Genomic DNA, 17328 nt, shown 5'->3' with positions numbered 1-17328 from the left:
AATGGCCTCCGAAAGACACCCTGTGAAAGTTTAGAGAGCGATCACAGGGTGTCAGGGGGTAGCCATTTCATTAGTGGACCTCACCGAACACAAGTCCAGGGCTATACAAAGAAACCCTGTGGGAGCGGGCTTGCCCGCGAAGGCGCCATCAGTGGCGACGCAAAGGTTGGAACCTACTAGGCACTCAGACTTTACGTACAAATCTTTAAGGAACTGCTAATTCTCGTGAGATTCCGAACAATGCTCAAACCCTACTGGCACTTTGAAATTCACGACTATCATAAAGGCTACGAAAGGACGGCGCTGCGACACCAAACCGCACACCGCTTTTTTACTTATCGGCCCTGATCAGGCTAAATAGCCCGCGCCTGATCGCCCACTCAAACGGATTTTGTCCCATGTCCCGACAACGGCTCGCAATTGCCTGGATAGCCTGCTTCGCAGTGCTGTTCAATTTGCTCGCCATGCCGATGTCCGGAGCGATGGCACAGACGACAAAGTTACCCGCCGAACAACTGTTGTGGGGGAGTTTTTGCAGCTCCAGCGGCACCCGGATGGTGGCGATTTCCATCGGGGACCCTGAACAGAAAGCCCCGCAAAGCGACGATCACTCCAACATGCAGCATTGCTGGTGCTGCTCGGGTTCTGCGCCATTGGTGGCGTTGCCGGGGCATACGCCACAGCTGTATTTCGCTCGCTTCGAGTCCAACCGAAGCGTGCCTGCCACCTCTCTCGAAAGCCCGTCACCGCGCCAGCAATGGCCAAGCCTCAACCCCCGCGCATCCCCTCTGGTGTGATTTTTCTCGCAAATGACCTGCGTTTAAATCGTTCCGGAGAACTGCCATGTTGAACAAATTCATCGTTCTGGCCGCATTGCTGCTGCCTGCCTGCTTTGCCAATGCCCACGAATACAAAGTCGGCACACTGGAAATCGCTCATCCGTGGTCCCAGGAGTTGCCGCCCAATGCGCCCACCGTTGCGGCGTATTTCGTGATCAACAATGAAGGCCAGACCGCCGACCGCCTGCTCAGCGTCGACACCCCCATTGCCGGCGAAGCGCAATTGCATGAGCACGTGATGCAAGGCGACATGATGAAAATGCAGCACGTACCGAGCGTGGAAGTGCCAGCCGGTGGCGAGGTCACTTTCGCACCGATGGCCTATCACGTGATGTTGCTGGGCCTCAAGGATCGCAGCCTGCTCAGTGACGGCAAGCACTTCCCCATGACGCTGCATTTCGAGAAGTCCGGTGACGTGACGGTCGAGGTCGCGGTGCAGAAGCAGGCGCCGGACAGCATGCAAGCGCACGTGCACAATCCGTAATCGCCTGAGCTGAAAACGCCCATGCGCCCGCTTAGCGCCAGGTCATCCAGGCCACGCAATCAGGCATTGAGCCTGACACGCGGCAGCTGGATCAGCCTGTTCGCCATGCTGATGATCTTTATCGGTCCGCTGATTTCACAGTCGATGCCGATGGATTCGCGCGCCATGTCGATGAGCATGCCTATGAGCATGGGCATGAGCATGGGCATGGGCATGGGCATGGGCATGGACATGCCGGCGATGGAGCATGCCGACCATGGCACGCAAGCCACCGCCGAGCATTGCCCGCCAGCCCCGGGGCAGCATGTACTGTGGGAAAAGTGCGGCTATTGCAGCCTGTTGTTCAATTGCCCGGCGCTGACCGGTGGCGTGTCTTTCGCCAATTTCGTCATCCCACCCGTCAACACGTTCACCACGCCCTCCCCACGCCTGGGCCACGCCCGGCAAACCATCTTCCCCGGCGCCCGCACCCGCGCCCCGCCTTCCGTCGCGTAAACACCCACCTCCGATCTCACACGGTCCGCAAGACAACCACTGCAACCTGTGGGAGCGGGCTTGCTCGCGAAAGCGGTGTGCCAGGCGACATCAGTGTTGGCTGACACTCCCTCTTCGCGAGCAAGCCCGCTCCCACAGGGATTGCGCAGGCTGCCGGCCGTGTCGTTTACGACTGTTCGATGGAAGTTGTCATGTCCAGGTTTTCTGCTGTCCCGTGCTTGAGCACTGCCCAAGCCTCTTTTGTCCTGAACGAATCCTGCATTCGTTTCAGGCACGCCACCGCGATCCTGTGCGGTGCTTTGCTGGCGCCTTCTGCGCTGGCCGATGACCATGCCGGTCACAGTGAAGAACTGAGCCCGACGGTGATTACCGCCGTTGCACCCAGCTCGCCACTGACCATCGTCACCAACCCCAAGGACCCGCGCCAACCGGTGCCGGCCAGCGACGGCGCCGATTACCTGAAGACCATTCCGGGCTTCGCCATGGTGCGCAATGGCGGCACCAATGGCGACCCGGTGCTGCGCGGCATGTTCGGTTCGCGACTGAACATTCTCACCAACGGCAGCATGATGCTCGGCGCCTGCCCAGGCCGGATGGACGCCCCCACTTCCTACATCTCGCCGGAAACCTACGACAAACTCACCGTGATCAAAGGCCCGCAAACCGTACTTTGGGGGCCGGGCTCTTCGGCCGGGACCATCCTGTTCGACCGTGAGCCGGAGCACTTCGGCGAACTCGGCACACGGGTCAACGCCAGCGTGCTGGCCGGTTCCTGGGGGCGCTTCGACAAACTGGTGGACGCCGCGGCCGGCGGCCAGTCGGGTTACGTGCGGGTCATCGGCAACACCGCGCATTCCGACGACTACCGGGACGGCAACAACGACACCGTGGCGTCGCGCTACGACAAATGGAACGGCGACGTCGCACTCGGCTGGACCCCGGATGCCGATACCCTGCTGGAGCTGACCGCCGGCAAGGGTGACGGTGAAGCGCGCTACGCCGGGCGCAGCATGGACGGTTCGCAGTTCCTGCGCGAAAGCCTCGGCCTGCGCTTTGAGAAATCCAACATCAGTGACGTACTGGAAAAGCTCGAAGCCCAGGTCTACTACAACTACGCCGACCACGTGATGGACAACTACACCCTGCGCACGCCGTCCGGCACCGGCAAGATGGCCGGCCCGATGGCCTCCAACGTCGACCGCCGTACCCTCGGTGCCCGGGTCAAGGCCACCTGGCGCTGGGCCGATGTGCAACTGATCAGCGGCATCGATGCGCAGACCAACGAGCATCGCCAGCGCGGTGCCATGGGCGTCGACGCCTACAAGGACCTGCCGTACACCAAGGATGCCGACTTCCATAACTACGGGGTCTTCGGCGAGCTGACCTGGTACGCCGCCGACCGTGACCGTTTGATCAGTGGCGCACGCCTGGACCGCGCCTCGGCCAAGGATTATCGGCAGACCATCGGCTCGGGAATGATGTCCCACCCGAATCCGACTGCCGACGACACCCGCGCCGATACCCTGCCGAGTGGCTTCATCCGCTACGAGCATGACCTGGCCGACAGCCCGACCACGTTGTATGCCGGCCTTGGTCACACCCAGCGGTTCCCGGATTACTGGGAGCTGTTTTCACCCAAATCCGGCCCCGCCGGTTCAGTGAATGCCTTCGATTCAATCAAACCGGAAAAGACCACCCAGCTCGATTTCGGCCTGCAATACAACACCGAAAAACTCGAAGCCTGGGCCTCTGGCTACGTCGGCCAGGTGCGCGATTACATCCTGTTCAGCTACACGCCCGGAATGATGGGCATGACCTCGCAAGCCGAAAACATTGACGCGCGAATCATGGGTGGCGAACTGGGCGTCGCTTACAACTTCACCGAAAACTGGAAAGCCGACGCGACCCTGGCCTACGCCTGGGGCAAGAACAGTAGCGACGGCACTGCCTTGCCGCAGATGCCGCCGCTGGATACCCGTTTCGGCCTGACCTACAGCGAAGACAACTGGAGCGCCGGCGCACTGTGGAGAGTGGTTGCCGCGCAAAACCGCATCGACCAGAACAAGGGCAACGTGGTCGGCAAGGACTTCGACAAGACGCCGGGGTTCGGCGTGTTCTCCCTCAACGGTGCCTATCGGATCAACCGCAACTGGAAGGTCAGCAGCGGCGTCGACAACCTGTTCGGCAAGGCTTACGCCGAGCACTTGAACCTGGCCGGCAATGCCGGTTTCGGCTACCCCGCCAATGACCCGCAAGCCATCAAGGAACCGGGGCGAACGCTCTGGACCAAGGTGGACATGAGTTTCTAACAAAAAAAGTCAAAAGATCGCAGGCTCCTGCATTGGAACGCGTACGTCCTGTAGGAGCTGTCGAGTGAAACGAGGCTGCGATCTTTCACAAACAATTGATACGCCAAGCGGAGCACACGTGATGAAACAGCCCAAAGTGAATTTCTACAACCTGGCGTGGCGCTGGCATTTCTATGCCGGATTGTTCGTTGCGCCCTTCATGGTGATGCTGGCCCTGACCGGCACCATTTATCTATTCAAACCGCAACTCGATTCACTGATGTACAGCAGCCTGCTCAATGTCCCGGCCGGTCATCACACCGTCCCGGCCGACGATCTGCTCAAGCGGGTAAAAGATGCGTATCCCCAGGCAACGATCAAACAGTACCTGCCACCGGTCAATGCCGAACGCAGCGCCCAGTTTGTCGTGCTCAATGGCGGCAACGAGCTGAACGTTTTTGTCGATCCGTACCACGGCGACATCCTCGGCGAGCAAGACGCCAAGAACAATCTGCAAGCCATTGCGCGCGCGATTCACGGCGAGCTGATGATCGGCACCGTCGGCGATAGACTGATCGAACTGGCCGCCGGCTGGGGTGTGGTGCTGGTGGTTTCCGGGGTATTCCTGTGGTGGCCGCGCGGTCAGGCCGCCGGCATTCTGTGGCCACGCCTGAGCAGTCGCGGGCGAGTGCTTTGGCGTGACTTGCATGCCGTCACCGGATTCTGGGGCGCCTCCCTGCTGCTGGTGATGCTGCTCAGCGGCATGACCTGGACCGGCTTCTGGGGCCAGCAATACGCGGCCGTGTGGAACGTTTTTCCGGCAGCAATGTGGGACAACGTACCGAAGTCCGACGTCGAGGCACGCAGCCTCAATAGCGCCACTCGCCAGACCGTGCCTTGGGCCATGGAAAACACGCCGATGCCAATGTCCGGCGACCATGCCGAACACATGGCCCACGACGGTGCGCACGCCGGCCCGGCAGCGCCGACTATCAGCCTGCAAGACGTACAAAACATCGCCACGCAGAGTAAGGTCGAACCGGGCTACAGCATCACTTTGCCGAAATCCGCGACCGGCGTGTTCACCATCTCGGTGTTCGCCGACGACCCGCGCAATGACGCCACGTTGCACATCGATCAATACACCGGCAAGGTTCTGGCCGATGTTCGTTACGAGCAATATGGCGCCGTCGCCCGCGCTACGGAAATCGGCGTGATGCTGCACGAAGGCAAGATGTTCGGCGTGTTCAATCAGATCGTGGTGTTGCTGATCTGCCTGATGATTTTGCTCAGCGCCGTCAGCGGCGTGGTGATCTGGTGGAAGCGTCGTCCGCAAGGAAAACTCGGCGTGCCGCCGCTGCGCCACGACCTGCCGAAATGGAAAACCGCCATGGTGATCATGTTCGCCCTCGCAGTGGCCTTTCCGTTGGTGGGTGCTTCGCTGGTGGCGGTGTGGGTGCTGGATCGTGTGCTGCTGTCGCGCCTCACCCGACAAACTGAATCGGCTTCATCTTCATCTTGAAACAGGCGAGATGCGCGGGGCTCAATGGGCTGTAAACTCCCCCGCGCGTCACCCTCTCACGGACCCCTTCGCTGGCAAGCCAGCTCCTACAGAATGTGCACGAACCCTGTAGGAGCTGACTTGCCAGCGATGAGGCCATTGGCTTCACCTCAAGAGTCACTGCATGACCTCGCTGAATCTGACAAACCTCACCTGGTCCCCCCTGGGCCACGGCCATTGCCACCATCAGTTCCAGCTGCGTGATGCCTCTTTGCACGTGGCCGCCGGTGAGTTCGTCGGGCTGATCGGCCCCAATGGCAGCGGCAAGACCAGCCTGTTGCGTTGTGCCTGGCGCTTCAACAAACCGGAAAGCGGCGAGGTCAGGCTTGATCACCACAATGTCTGGAAGCAGTCCTCGCGCTGGTGCGCGCAACGCATCGCCGTGGTGTTGCAGGAGTTCCCCGATACCTTCGGCCTGACCGTCGAGGAAGTGGTCGCCATGGGGCGCACGCCGCACAAAGGCTTGTTCGATGGCGACACCTTTGAAGACCGCGACCTGATCAATCAGGCCCTGGAATCCGTCGGCCTCAAGGGCTTCGAAGACCACGGGTTCGCCACCCTCTCCGGTGGTGAAAAACAGCGGGTCATCCTCGCCCGCGCCCTGGCCCAGCAGCCACAGTTGCTGATCCTCGACGAGCCGACCAACCACCTCGATCCGCGCTATCAGCTTGAGCTTTTGAAGTTGGTCAAGCGCCTGGACATCGGCACCCTGGCGAGCATCCATGACCTCAATCTGGCGGCGGCTTTTTGTGATCGGCTGTACGTGATCAACCACGGCCGCATCGTCGCCAGCGGCACGCCGAAAGAAGTCCTGACGGCTGCGCTACTGCGCAATGTGTTCGGCGTCGAAGCCCTGATCGATGAACATCCGTTGCACGGCTACCCACGAATCACCTGGATAACCCAACCATGAATTTGCGTTCCCTGCTGCGCAGCAGCCTCTGCCTCGCGATGCTGTCGGGCAGCGCCGAGGCGTTGGCCGAAGCCACCCGTTACCCGCTGACGATCCACAGTTGCGACCGTGAAGTGACCTTCAGGCAGGCACCGCAACACGCCCTCAGCCACGACATCAACATGACCCAGATGATGCTCGCCCTCGGCCTCAAGCCACGAATGGCCGGCTACAGCGGCGTCAGTGGCTGGAAGGCCGTAACACCCGACATGCAGTCGCTGCTCGACGGTCTGCCGGAGCTGGCAGCCAAGTACCCGTCAGTGGAAACCCTGCTCAATGCCAATGTCGATTTCTTCTTCGCCGGATGGGATTACGGCATGCGCGTCGGCGGCGACCTCACGCCACAGACCCTGCAACCGCTGGGCATCAATGTGTATGAGCTGACCGAGTCCTGCGCCTTCGTGATGAAGCGCCCGCCGGCCAGCCTCGAAGACACCTACAACGACCTGCGTAACCTCGGCAGGATCTTCGACGTGCAGGATCGCGCCAGCGCGCTGATCGGCGAAATGCAGGCTCAGGTAGTCGCCATTCGCAAGGATCTGCCGGCGGATAAACCACGGGTGTTTCTTTATGACAGCGGCGAAGACCGGGCCATGACGTCCGGTCGGCTGGGCATGCCGCAAGCGCTGATCGATGCCGCTGGCGGGCACAATATCCTGGAGGATGTCGACGCGAGCTGGACCCGGGTCAACTGGGAGAGCGTGGTCGAGCGCAATCCGCAAGTGATCGTGATCGTCGACTACAGCGAAATCACCGCCGAACAGAAGATTCAATTCCTGCTGGGCAACAAAGCCCTGCAATCGGTGGACGCGATCAAGAACCGGCGCTTCATCGTCATCCCGTACGTGCAGGCCACGCCGGGGATCGACAATGTGCTGGCGGTCGCAACCCTGGCCAAGGGTTTCCACGGCGAATGATCAACCGTCGCTATGCCCTGTTGCTGATCGTCCTCGGTGCGCTGTTGCTGGTGTCGTGCGTGGTGTCCCTGGGTTTCGGCCCGGCGCGGGTGCCGCTGGACGTGGTGTGGCGCATCCTGTTGCACAAACTGTTCGGCTTCGGTGTGCCGGACTGGAGCCCTGGGCAGGAACATATCGTCTGGCTGATCCGCGTTCCGCGCATGTTCCTCGGTGCGCTGGTGGGCGCCGGGCTGGCGTTGGTCGGCGCGGTGCTGCAAGCGGTGACGCGCAACCCGTTGGCTGACCCGCACCTGCTCGGCGTGACTTCCGGCGCCACACTTGGCGCGGTGATCGTGGTGCTGCATGTCGGCGAAATCGTTGGCCTGCTGACCTTGCCGATCGCGGCATTTATCGGTGCATTGCTGAGCATGCTGGTGGTGCTGATGATCGCCAACCGCAACGGTCGACTCGACAGTGACCGCTTGCTGCTGTGCGGTGTGGCGGTGTCGTTCGTGATGATGGCGATTGCCAATTTGCTGCTATTTCTCGGCGACCATCGAGCCAGTTCGGCGGTGATGTTCTGGATGCTTGGCGGGCTCGGGCTGGCACGCTGGGAATTACTGGCGGTGCCGACAGCCAGTGTGTTGCTCGGGCTGATTTTGCTACTGGGCATGGCGCGACCGCTGAATGCGCTGATGGCCGGCGAACAGACCGCGGTGACCCTGGGCCTGAATGCGCGCACCGTGCGCCTGCGGGTGTTTCTGATTGCGTCATTGATGACCGGGGTGCTGGTGTCGATCAGCGGGTCGATCGGTTTTGTCGGGCTGATGGTGCCGCATATTGCGCGGCGTCTGGTCGGGGCTGAACACCGAAGATTGCTGCCGGTGTGCGTGTTGCTCGGCAGTGTGTTTCTGGTTTGGGTCGACGTCGCCGCCCGAACACTGATCGCCCCCGAAGACTTGCCAATCGGTGTTGCCACTGCGGCGATTGGCGGGTTGTTCTTTATCGGTTTGATGCGCCGTCGTTGATCCACAGAGATCAAAACGGTGGGAGCGGGCTTGCTCGCGAAAGCGGTAGGTCAGACAACTTAAATGGTGACTGACACGCCCTCTTCGCGAGCAAGCCCGCTCCCACGTTTGATTTGTGTTGCTCATAGCATCCGCGCCCCAATGTGACGCACCCCGGCGCACCAGACCTCTGACCATGTCCTCTCATGGTGCGCCATCAAACCGCGCAACCGCTCTAAAACGACATTTCCCTGCCTTTTGCCGACCGGGCACAGCCTTTGCAAAACACACCTTCAGTAGTCCGCATCTGCCAACCAAAAAAACTCATAAGTTCATGGAGATCGCACAATGAAGCGTCGCAGTTTGATCAAGGCTTTCACTCTCTCGGCATCCATTGCCGCAATGGGCATGACCTGGACCGTCCAGGCCGCCGAGACCATCAAGGTCGGTATTCTGCATTCGTTGTCCGGGACCATGGCGATCTCCGAAACGTCGTTGAAAGACATGGCGCTGATGACCATCGACGAGATCAACGCCAAGGGTGGCGTGAACGGCAAGATGCTGGAACCTGTGGTCGTCGACCCGGCGTCGAACTGGCCACTGTTCGCCGAGAAGGGCCGCCAGTTGTTGACCCAGGACAAGGTCGCCGTGGTGTTCGGTTGCTGGACTTCCGTGTCGCGCAAATCGGTACTGCCGGTGTTCGAAGAGCTCAATGGCTTGCTGTTCTACCCGGTGCAATACGAAGGCGAAGAAATGTCGCCGAACGTGTTCTACACCGGCGCCGCGCCGAACCAGCAAGCGATCCCCGCCGTTGAATACCTGATGAGCGAAGAAGGCGGCAGCGCCAAGCGCTACTTCCTGCTCGGCACCGACTACGTCTACCCGCGCACCACCAACAAGATCCTGCGTTCGTTCCTGCACTCCAAAGGCGTGGCCGACAAGGACATCGAAGAGGTCTACACCCCGTTCGGTCACAGCGACTACCAGACCATCGTCGCCAACATCAAGAAGTTCTCGGCGGGCGGCAAGACGGCAGTCATCTCCACCGTCAACGGCGACTCCAACGTGCCGTTCTACAAAGAGCTGGCCAACCAGGGCCTGAAAGCCACCGACGTTCCGGTCGTGGCGTTCTCGGTCGGCGAAGAAGAACTGCGCGGCATCGACACCAAACCACTGGTGGGCAACCTCGCCGCGTGGAACTACTTCGAATCGGTCGAGAACCCGGAGAACAAGAAGTTCGTCGATGACTGGAAAGCCTACGCCAAAAAACACAACCTGCCGGGCGCCGACAAAGCGGTGACCAACGACCCGATGGAGGCCACCTATGTCGGCATCCACATGTGGGCGCAAGCAGCCGAAAAAGCCAAATCCACCGACGTCGACAAAGTCCGCGAAGCCCTGGCCGGCCAGACCTTTGCCGCGCCGTCCGGCTACACGCTGACCATGGACAAGACCAATCACCACCTGCACAAGCCAGTGATGATCGGCGAGATCCAGTCTGACGGTCAGTTCAACGTGGTGTGGCAGACCGAAGGGCCGATTCGCGCCCAGCCGTGGAGCCCGTTCATCCAGGGCAACGACAAGAAGCCGGAGTATGCGGTGAAGAGCAACTAAGCCACCTGTTTGCACTCACACAAAACCTGTAGGAGCTGGCTTGCCAGCGAAGGCGTACTGACTGACGCCAAAAGCTTCGCTGACAAGCCAGCTCCTACAGGGTCCGCGCATGACCAGGACATTTAACATGCCCACCGCCCTTTACCGTTTCATTCTCGCCATTGCACTGTTACTGCCGATGGTCACTCATGCCGGTGACGCCGACGACTTCGTCGCCGCCAATCCCGTGCAGCAGGCAAAACTTCTGGAAGCCTGGGCCGCGCAGCCCGATCCGGCCCGCATCGAACTGATCAACGCCCTGCAACAAGGCGAGTTGACCGTCGACGGCCAACCGAAAATCCTGCGCCTGAACAACCGCCTGCGGGGTCTGATCGACACGGCGCTGGCCAGCCATCAATTGCTCGCCGCCGACGCCAAAACCCGTCTGGCCGCCGCGCAGCAATTGCAGAAAAGCGCCAAGCCGGCACAGTTGAAATTCCTCGACCAGCAACTGGCGGGCGAGAAGGACGAAAGCATTCACGCCGTCCTCAGCATTGCCCTGGCCAATCTGCAATTGGTGGACGCTGACCCGGCCGTGCGCCTCGCCGCGGTACGTTTGCTCGGCGAAACCGGCGACCCGCTGGCCCGCACCCGCCTCGAAAGCCTGCTGGAGCCGGGCGTCGAAACCGATGCGAATGTGCGTACCGCCGCTGAAACCAGCCTCGCTCAAGTCAAACGCAAACTGCTGGTCGGCGAAATGCTCGGCCAGGCATTCAGCGGCATGTCACTGGGTTCGATACTGCTGCTCGCCGCCCTCGGTCTGGCGATCACTTTCGGCTTGCTCGGTGTGATCAACATGGCCCACGGCGAGATGCTGATGCTCGGCGCCTACTCGACCTATGTGGTGCAACTGATGTTCCAGCGCTTCGCGCCGCAGGCCATCGAGTTCTATCCGCTGATTGCACTGCCGGTGGCATTTTTCGTCACCGCCGCCATCGGCATGGCGTTGGAACGTACGGTGATTCGCCACCTCTATGGCCGTCCACTGGAGACCCTGCTCGCCACCTGGGGCATCAGCCTCATGTTGATTCAACTGGTTCGGTTGCTGTTCGGCGCGCAGAACGTCGAAGTGGCCAACCCGGCGTGGTTGTCGGGCGGGATTCAGGTGTTGCCCAATCTTGTGCTGCCCTACAACCGCATCGTCATCATTGCCTTTGCACTGTTTGTGGTGGTGCTGACCTGGCTGTTGCTGAACAAGACACGCCTGGGCCTGAACGTGCGGGCGGTCACTCAGAACCGCAATATGGCCGCCTGTTGCGGCGTGCCCACCGGACGCGTGGACATGCTCGCCTTCGGCCTCGGCTCGGGCATCGCCGGCCTCGGTGGCGTGGCCCTGAGCCAGATCGGCAACGTCGGCCCGGACCTCGGTCAGAGCTACATCATCGACTCGTTCCTGGTGGTGGTACTCGGCGGTGTCGGCCAGTTGGCCGGCAGTGTCCTTGCCGCATTCGGCTTAGGGATAGCCAACAAGATCCTCGAACCGCAAATCGGTGCGGTGCTCGGCAAGATCCTCATCCTCGCGCTGATCATTCTGTTCATCCAGAAGCGTCCGCAAGGCCTCTTCGCACTCAAAGGACGGGTGATCGACTGATGAACCAGCCCCTGATGCTTACGGCCACACAAAAGGCCGGCCCGAAAGTCACGATTGCCGTCGGTGCGGTGATCCTCGTTCTATTGCTGGCGTTGCCGCTGCTGTCGCTGTTGCCGACGGAAAGCACGCTGCACGTCTCCGCCTACACGCTGACCCTGGTGGGCAAAATCCTCTGTTACGCCATTGTCGCGTTGGCCCTCGATCTGGTCTGGGGTTATGCCGGCCTGCTGTCCCTCGGCCACGGTTTGTTCTTCGCCCTCGGCGGTTACGCCATGGGTATGTACCTGATGCGCCAGGCCTCGGGCGATAGCTTGCCGGCGTTCATGACGTTCCTGTCCTGGACCGAACTACCGTGGTTCTGGACCGGCACCAGCAGCTTCCTCTGGACCCTGTGCCTGGTGGTATTGGCACCGGGGCTGCTGGCGCTGGTGTTCGGCTTTTTCGCCTTCCGTTCGCGGATCAAGGGCGTGTACTTCTCGATCATGACCCAGGCCCTGACCTTCGCCGGGATGCTCCTGTTTTTCCGCAATGAAACCGGGTTTGGCGGCAACAACGGCTTCACCAATTTCCGCAGCATTCTCGGCTTCGGCATTACCGAGCCGGGCACCCGCGCGGTGCTGTTTTTCGCCACGGTGTTGTTGCTGGTGGCGAGCCTGTACATCGGCTGGCGTCTGGCGCAGAGCAAGTTCGGCCGGGTGTTGACCGCGTTGCGCGATGCGGAAAACCGCCTGATGTTCTGCGGCTACGATCCGCGCGGGTTCAAGCTGTTCGTCTGGGTGTTGAGTGCAGTGTTGTGCGGTTTGGCCGGCGCGTTGTATGTGCCACAAGTCGGCATCATCAACCCGAGCGAGATGTCGCCGACCAACTCCATCGAAGCCGCCGTATGGGTCGCCCTCGGCGGGCGCGGCACGCTGATCGGCCCGTTGCTCGGCGCCGGCGTGGTCAACGGCATGAAGAGCTGGTTCACCGTGGCGTTCCCCGAGTACTGGCTGTTCTTCCTCGGCGCGCTGTTCATCGTCGTGACCCTGTACCTGCCCAAAGGCGTGATCGGTCTGCTGAAGAAAAGAGGTGAATCATGAGAGTCACGGCAACCGCTGAATTCATGCTCGAACCGGCGTTTTTTCCCGTAGAACCCAACAAGGACGCCGGCAGCAGTCGTGATGCCATCGGTCTCGGCCAGCGCGCCGGTAAAGGCCTGAACACCCGCCACGGCACCATCCTGACCCTGGAAGACATCAGCGTCAGTTTCGACGGCTTCAAGGCGCTGAACGATTTGAACCTGTACATCGGCGTCGGCGAACTGCGCTGCATCATCGGCCCCAATGGCGCAGGCAAGACCACGCTGATGGACGTGATCACCGGCAAGACCCGGCCCAGTCACGGCAAGGCCTGGTTCGGCGAAACCCTGGACCTGACGCAAATGAGCGAAGTGCAGATCGCCCAGGCCGGCATCGGCCGCAAGTTCCAGAAGCCGACGGTGTTCGAAGCCTTGAGCGTGTTCGAGAACCTGGAGCTGGCGCAGAAAACCGACAAGTCGGTGTGGGCCAGCCTGCGGGCGCGCTTGAATGGCGAGCAGAAAGACCGCATCGCCGAAGTGCTGGAGACCATTCGCTTGACCAGCTCGGTCAATCGCCCGGCCGGCCTGCTGTCCCACGGCCAGAAGCAGTTCCTGGAGATCGGCATGCTGCTGATGCAGGACCCGCAATTGCTGTTGCTCGACGAACCGGTGGCGGGCATGACCGACGCCGAAACCGAGTTCACCGCCGAGCTGTTCAAGACCCTGGCCGGCAAGCATTCGCTGATGGTGGTGGAACACGACATGGGCTTCGTCGGCTCGATTGCCGACCACGTCACCGTATTGCATCAGGGCAGTGTGCTGGCGGAAGGGTCGCTGGAGCAGGTGCAGGACAACGAGCGGGTGATCGAGGTGTATCTCGGTCGCTGACCTGACGCGGACCGTTTTGTGTAGGAGCTGGCTTGCCAGCGAAGAGGTCATCACATTCAACCTCTATGTTGGCAGACCCATCGCTTTCGCTGGCAAGCCAGCTCCTACAAGGGATTTGAGGAGAGTTTGGAAATGCTGCAAGTCGACAAGCTGCACCAGTACTACGGCGGAAGCCACATCCTGCGCGGCCTGACGTTTGACGTGAAGGTCGGTGAAGTCACCTGCCTGCTCGGGCGCAACGGCGTGGGCAAGACCACCCTGCTCAAATGCCTGATGGGCCTGCTGCCGGCCAGGGAAGGCACGGTGAACTGGGAAGGCAAACCGATCACTGCGTTCAAGCCGCACCAGCGTGTGCATGCCGGCATCGCTTACGTACCGCAGGGCCGGGAGATTTTCGGCCGTCTCACCGTAGAAGAAAACCTGCTGATGGGGCTGTCGCGCTTTCCCGGCAGCGAAGCCAAGGAAGTCCCGGCGTTTATCTACGAGTTGTTCCCGGTACTGCTGCAAATGAAGCAACGGCGCGGCGGCGACCTGTCCGGTGGCCAGCAACAACAATTGGCCATCGGCCGGGCGTTGGCCAGCCGCCCTCGCCTGCTGATCCTCGACGAGCCCACCGAAGGCATCCAGCCGTCGGTGATCAAGGAGATCGGTGCGGTGGTCAAAAAGCTCGCGGCCCGGGGCGACATGGCGATTTTGCTGGTGGAGCAGTTCTACGATTTCGCCGCCGAACTGGCCGATCAATACCTGGTGATGTCCCGGGGCCAGATCGTGCAACAGGGCCGTGGTGAAAATATGGAAGCCGAAGGTGTGCGTGGCTTGGTTACCATCTAAGGTTCGATCTAATCTGTAGCATCCTAACGATAATTAGAAACCATGAATCTACCTGCCTCCCTTTTGTTCACGCCCAGTTGGCATGCCGAGCTCGAACTGGGTTACGCCCGGTTCGGCGAGACCTCGCGTCCGGTTCTGCGCCGGCACAAAGGTCCGCTGCGGGTACAAAAACACCTGTATGCCGAAGGGCCGGAAGTCTGTCAGCACATCATTGTCCACCCGCCCGGCGGGATTGCCGGCGGTGATCGACTGGACATCGCGGTCAGCGTCGAGCGCGATGCCTGGGCACAGATCACCAGCCCCGGTGCGGCCAAGTGGTATCGCGCCGCCGGCCCCGCTTATCAGCACCTGAAGTTGACGATGGCGGCCGGTGCGACACTGGAATGGCTGCCCCAGGAGACGATCATTTTCAGCGCTGCCCAGGCTGAACTCAGCACCACCATTGACCTTGAAGGCGATGCGCGGCTGTTCTACTGGGATGTCGTGGCCCTGGGCCGTCCGGCCAGTGGCGAGCGCTTTGACCTTGGTCACTTCCAGGCACAACTGGATATCCGCCGCGATGGCCAGTTGCTCTGGCATGAACGCCAGCGCATTGTCGGGGCGGACGGCTTGCTGGATTCGCCGATCGGGCTGGATGGGCAACCGGTGTTTGCGACGTTGCTGGTAACGGGTCAGATCGATAGCGAATTGCTGGAGCATTGCCGCTCGCTGCGCCATGACGTGCGCGGGGATCTGACGCAGTTGCCGGGGCTGCTGGTGGCGCGGTGTCTGGCCAGTGAGGCGTTGTTGGCGCGCGGCTGGCTGATTGAATTGTGGCGGCTACTCAGACCCGCACTGCTCGGTCGCGATGCCGTGCCACCCAGAATATGGAGCACCTGAACACCAATCCCCTGTAGGAGCTGGCTTGCCAGCGAAGGCGGCCTCACGGACGCCAAAGGCTTCGCTGGCAAGCCAGCTCCTACAGGGTCCGCATTCCAGTTCCAACATCTTTTAACTGCCGATTATGGATTGCAACGATGGACCTGACCCCACGCGAAAAAGACAAGCTGCTGATCTTCACCGCCGGCCTGGTGGCCGAGCGGCGTTTGGCTCGCGGCGTGAAACTCAATTACCCGGAGGCCATGGCCTACATCTCCGCCGCCCTGCTTGAAGGCGCCCGCGACGGGCAGACGGTAGCCGAGCTGATGCACTTCGGCACTACCCTGCTGAGCCGCGAGCAAGTGATGGAAGGCATCCCGGAAATGATCCCGGAAATCCAGGTCGAGGCCACCTTCCCCGACGGCACCAAACTGGTCACCGTCCACCAACCCATCGCCTGAGGCCGCGCCATGACCTACCACATCCGCGATGCCGTGAATGCCGATCTGCCGGCCATCCGCGACATCTACAACGACGCGGTGCTCAACACCACGGCGATCTGGAACGAACAGGCGGTCGATCTCGACAACCGCCAGGCCTGGTTCAGCGCCCGACAAGCCCAGCGTTATCCGATTCTGGTGATTGTCGATGCCGACAACTCGGTGCTCGGTTACGCCTCGTTCGGCGACTGGCGCCCCTTCGACGGTTTCCGCCACACCGTCGAGCACTCGGTCTACGTGCGCAGCGACCAGCGTGGCAACGGCCTCGGCCCGAAACTGATGGTAGCGCTGATCGAACGCGCCAAAGACTGCGGCAAGCACGTGATGGTCGCCGCCATCGAAAGTGGTAACGCTGCGTCCATTCGCTTGCACGAACGCATCGGCTTCGTGACCACCGGGCAAATGCCCCAGGTCGGCACCAAGTTCGGCCGCTGGCTGGACCTGACCTTCATGCAACTGACCCTCAACCCCGGCGCACAACCGCCGAGCGTCAACAAGGAGTAATGCCCGATGAACGCCGCCCAACTGCGACGCGTCAACGTTGAAAGCTTTGCGCACTATCGTCAGGGATTGATTGACCTGCTGCTCGATGCCGTCGGCTATGGCGCCAGTGTCGGCTTCATGGCCGACCTCGATGCCACCCAGGCCCGCGCGTATTTCGATGAAGTTCAGGAGAACCTGAACAAGGGCAATGTGTTGCTGTGGGTGGTGGTCAAGGACGAACAGGTCCAGGCCAGCGTGCAACTGACGCTGTGCCAGAAGGCCAACGGGCTGAACCGTGCCGAGGTGCAGAAGCTGCTGGTGCGCGAACAGGCGCGACGTCGCGGTCTCGGCCAACAATTGATGACGGCGCTTGAGCAGGCCGCCCTGCAGCACAAGCGCGGCATGCTTTACCTCGACACCGAAGCGGGCTCACCGGCCGAGGATTTCTACAAGGCGCTGGGTTACACCCGTGCCGGCGAAATCCCCGATTACGCCTGCGACCCGAGCGGCCGCTACAAGCCGACTGCCCTCTACTACAAGATTCTTCAGGGAGCCCATTGATGATTCCCGGTGAATACCAGATCCAGCCCGGCGAGATCGAACTCAACGTCGGCCGGCGCACCCTCAGCCTGAAGGTGGCCAACAGCGGCGACCGGCCGATCCAGGTCGGCTCGCATTACCACTTTTTCGAAACCAACGACGCGCTCACGTTCGACCGCGCCGCCAGTCGCGGCATGCGCCTGAACATCCCCGCCGGCACCGCCGTGCGCTTCGAGCCGGGGCAGAGCCGCGAGGTCGAGTTGGTGGATCTGGCCGGGCATCGTCGGGTGTTCGGCTTTGCCGGCAGGATCATGGGTGATCTGTAACTAATGCAGCGTCTGTATCGGCCTCTTCGCCGGCAAGCCGGCTCCTACAGTGGTTCGCATTTCCCTGTAGGAGCTGGCT

Annotated in this window: 19 protein-coding genes; 18 read left to right on the top strand and 1 reads right to left on the bottom strand. The window is 61.2% G+C overall.

Annotation, left to right across the window (positions count from 1 at the left end):
• Positions 1-331: 331 nt before the first annotated feature.
• Positions 332-571: a hypothetical protein gene (locus tag AC07XF_RS18565; RefSeq protein WP_495027586.1), complete on the bottom strand. Its 240-nt coding sequence runs from the start codon at positions 569-571 to the stop codon at positions 332-334.
• Here AC07XF_RS18565 and AC07XF_RS18560 point away from each other — a divergent pair.
• From AC07XF_RS18560 to AC07XF_RS18475, 18 genes are all read left to right on the top strand, one after another.
• Positions 465-797 (top strand): DUF2946 family protein, encoded by a 333-nt coding sequence (locus AC07XF_RS18560; RefSeq protein ID WP_495027585.1) that lies wholly within the window; start codon positions 465-467, stop codon positions 795-797. The genes AC07XF_RS18565 and AC07XF_RS18560 overlap by 107 nt on opposite strands.
• A 46-nt stretch (positions 798-843) precedes the next feature.
• The gene (locus AC07XF_RS18555; RefSeq protein WP_495027584.1) at positions 844-1323 is read left to right on the top strand and encodes a copper chaperone PCu(A)C; all 480 of its coding nucleotides are present in this window, start codon (positions 844-846) and stop codon (positions 1321-1323) included.
• Positions 1324-1344: 21 nt separating this feature from the next.
• Positions 1345-1818, top strand: coding sequence for a DUF2946 domain-containing protein (locus AC07XF_RS18550; protein ID WP_495027583.1), 474 nt, complete (start codon positions 1345-1347; stop codon positions 1816-1818).
• Positions 1819-2009: 191 nt separating this feature from the next.
• Positions 2010-4127, top strand: coding sequence for a TonB-dependent copper receptor (locus AC07XF_RS18545; protein WP_495027582.1), 2118 nt, complete (start codon positions 2010-2012; stop codon positions 4125-4127).
• Between the two features lie 121 nt (positions 4128-4248).
• Positions 4249-5628 carry a PepSY-associated TM helix domain-containing protein gene (locus tag AC07XF_RS18540; protein ID WP_495027581.1) on the top strand — a complete coding sequence of 460 codons (1380 nt, stop codon included), beginning with the start codon at positions 4249-4251 and terminating at the stop codon, positions 5626-5628.
• A gap of 163 nt (positions 5629-5791) precedes the next feature.
• Complete coding sequence (locus AC07XF_RS18535) at positions 5792-6580, top strand: ABC transporter ATP-binding protein (protein WP_495027580.1); 789 nt, start codon at positions 5792-5794, stop codon at positions 6578-6580.
• Positions 6577-7536: an ABC transporter substrate-binding protein gene (locus AC07XF_RS18530; protein WP_495027579.1), complete on the top strand. Its 960-nt coding sequence runs from the start codon at positions 6577-6579 to the stop codon at positions 7534-7536. Before AC07XF_RS18535 ends, AC07XF_RS18530 begins: the two co-directional genes overlap by 4 nt.
• Positions 7533-8543: a FecCD family ABC transporter permease gene (locus tag AC07XF_RS18525; RefSeq protein WP_495027578.1), complete on the top strand. Its 1011-nt coding sequence runs from the start codon at positions 7533-7535 to the stop codon at positions 8541-8543. Before AC07XF_RS18530 ends, AC07XF_RS18525 begins: the two co-directional genes overlap by 4 nt.
• A 327-nt stretch (positions 8544-8870) precedes the next feature.
• Complete coding sequence (gene urtA / locus AC07XF_RS18520) at positions 8871-10136, top strand: urea ABC transporter substrate-binding protein (RefSeq protein WP_495027577.1); 1266 nt, start codon at positions 8871-8873, stop codon at positions 10134-10136.
• 127 nt (positions 10137-10263) lie between these two features.
• Positions 10264-11766 (top strand): urea ABC transporter permease subunit UrtB, encoded by a 1503-nt coding sequence (gene urtB, locus AC07XF_RS18515; protein ID WP_495027576.1) that lies wholly within the window; start codon positions 10264-10266, stop codon positions 11764-11766.
• Positions 11766-12845: an urea ABC transporter permease subunit UrtC gene (urtC, locus tag AC07XF_RS18510; protein ID WP_495027575.1), complete on the top strand. Its 1080-nt coding sequence runs from the start codon at positions 11766-11768 to the stop codon at positions 12843-12845. Before urtB ends, urtC begins: the two co-directional genes overlap by 1 nt.
• Positions 12842-13711, top strand: a complete 870-nt coding sequence (gene urtD / locus AC07XF_RS18505; RefSeq protein ID WP_495027574.1) for an urea ABC transporter ATP-binding protein UrtD — start codon at positions 12842-12844, stop codon at positions 13709-13711. The genes urtC and urtD overlap by 4 nt, the downstream gene beginning before the upstream one ends.
• Before the next feature lie 132 nt (positions 13712-13843).
• A complete protein-coding gene (gene urtE, locus AC07XF_RS18500) occupies positions 13844-14542 on the top strand; it encodes an urea ABC transporter ATP-binding subunit UrtE (protein ID WP_495027573.1) in 699 nt (232 codons plus the stop codon).
• Positions 14543-14584: 42 nt separating this feature from the next.
• Positions 14585-15421: an urease accessory protein UreD gene (locus tag AC07XF_RS18495; protein ID WP_495027572.1), complete on the top strand. Its 837-nt coding sequence runs from the start codon at positions 14585-14587 to the stop codon at positions 15419-15421.
• A gap of 137 nt (positions 15422-15558) precedes the next feature.
• Entirely contained in the window at positions 15559-15861 is a 303-nt protein-coding gene (ureA, locus tag AC07XF_RS18490; protein ID WP_007907366.1) for an urease subunit gamma, read from the top strand.
• A 9-nt stretch (positions 15862-15870) separates the two neighbouring features.
• Positions 15871-16404: a GNAT family N-acetyltransferase gene (locus AC07XF_RS18485; protein WP_495027571.1), complete on the top strand. Its 534-nt coding sequence runs from the start codon at positions 15871-15873 to the stop codon at positions 16402-16404.
• Positions 16405-16410: 6 nt separating this feature from the next.
• A complete protein-coding gene (locus AC07XF_RS18480; RefSeq protein WP_495027570.1) occupies positions 16411-16944 on the top strand; it encodes a GNAT family N-acetyltransferase in 534 nt (177 codons plus the stop codon).
• On the top strand, positions 16944-17249 hold the full coding sequence (locus AC07XF_RS18475) for an urease subunit beta (protein WP_102669228.1): 306 nt from the start codon (positions 16944-16946) through the stop codon (positions 17247-17249). The genes AC07XF_RS18480 and AC07XF_RS18475 overlap by 1 nt, the downstream gene beginning before the upstream one ends.
• Positions 17250-17328 lie beyond the last annotated feature (79 nt).

This window comes from Pseudomonas sp. GW821-FHT01C01 (genome assembly GCF_059422645.1).
Note: the sequence above shows the minus strand (reverse complement) of the source record. Positions and strands in the feature narration are given on the sequence as shown.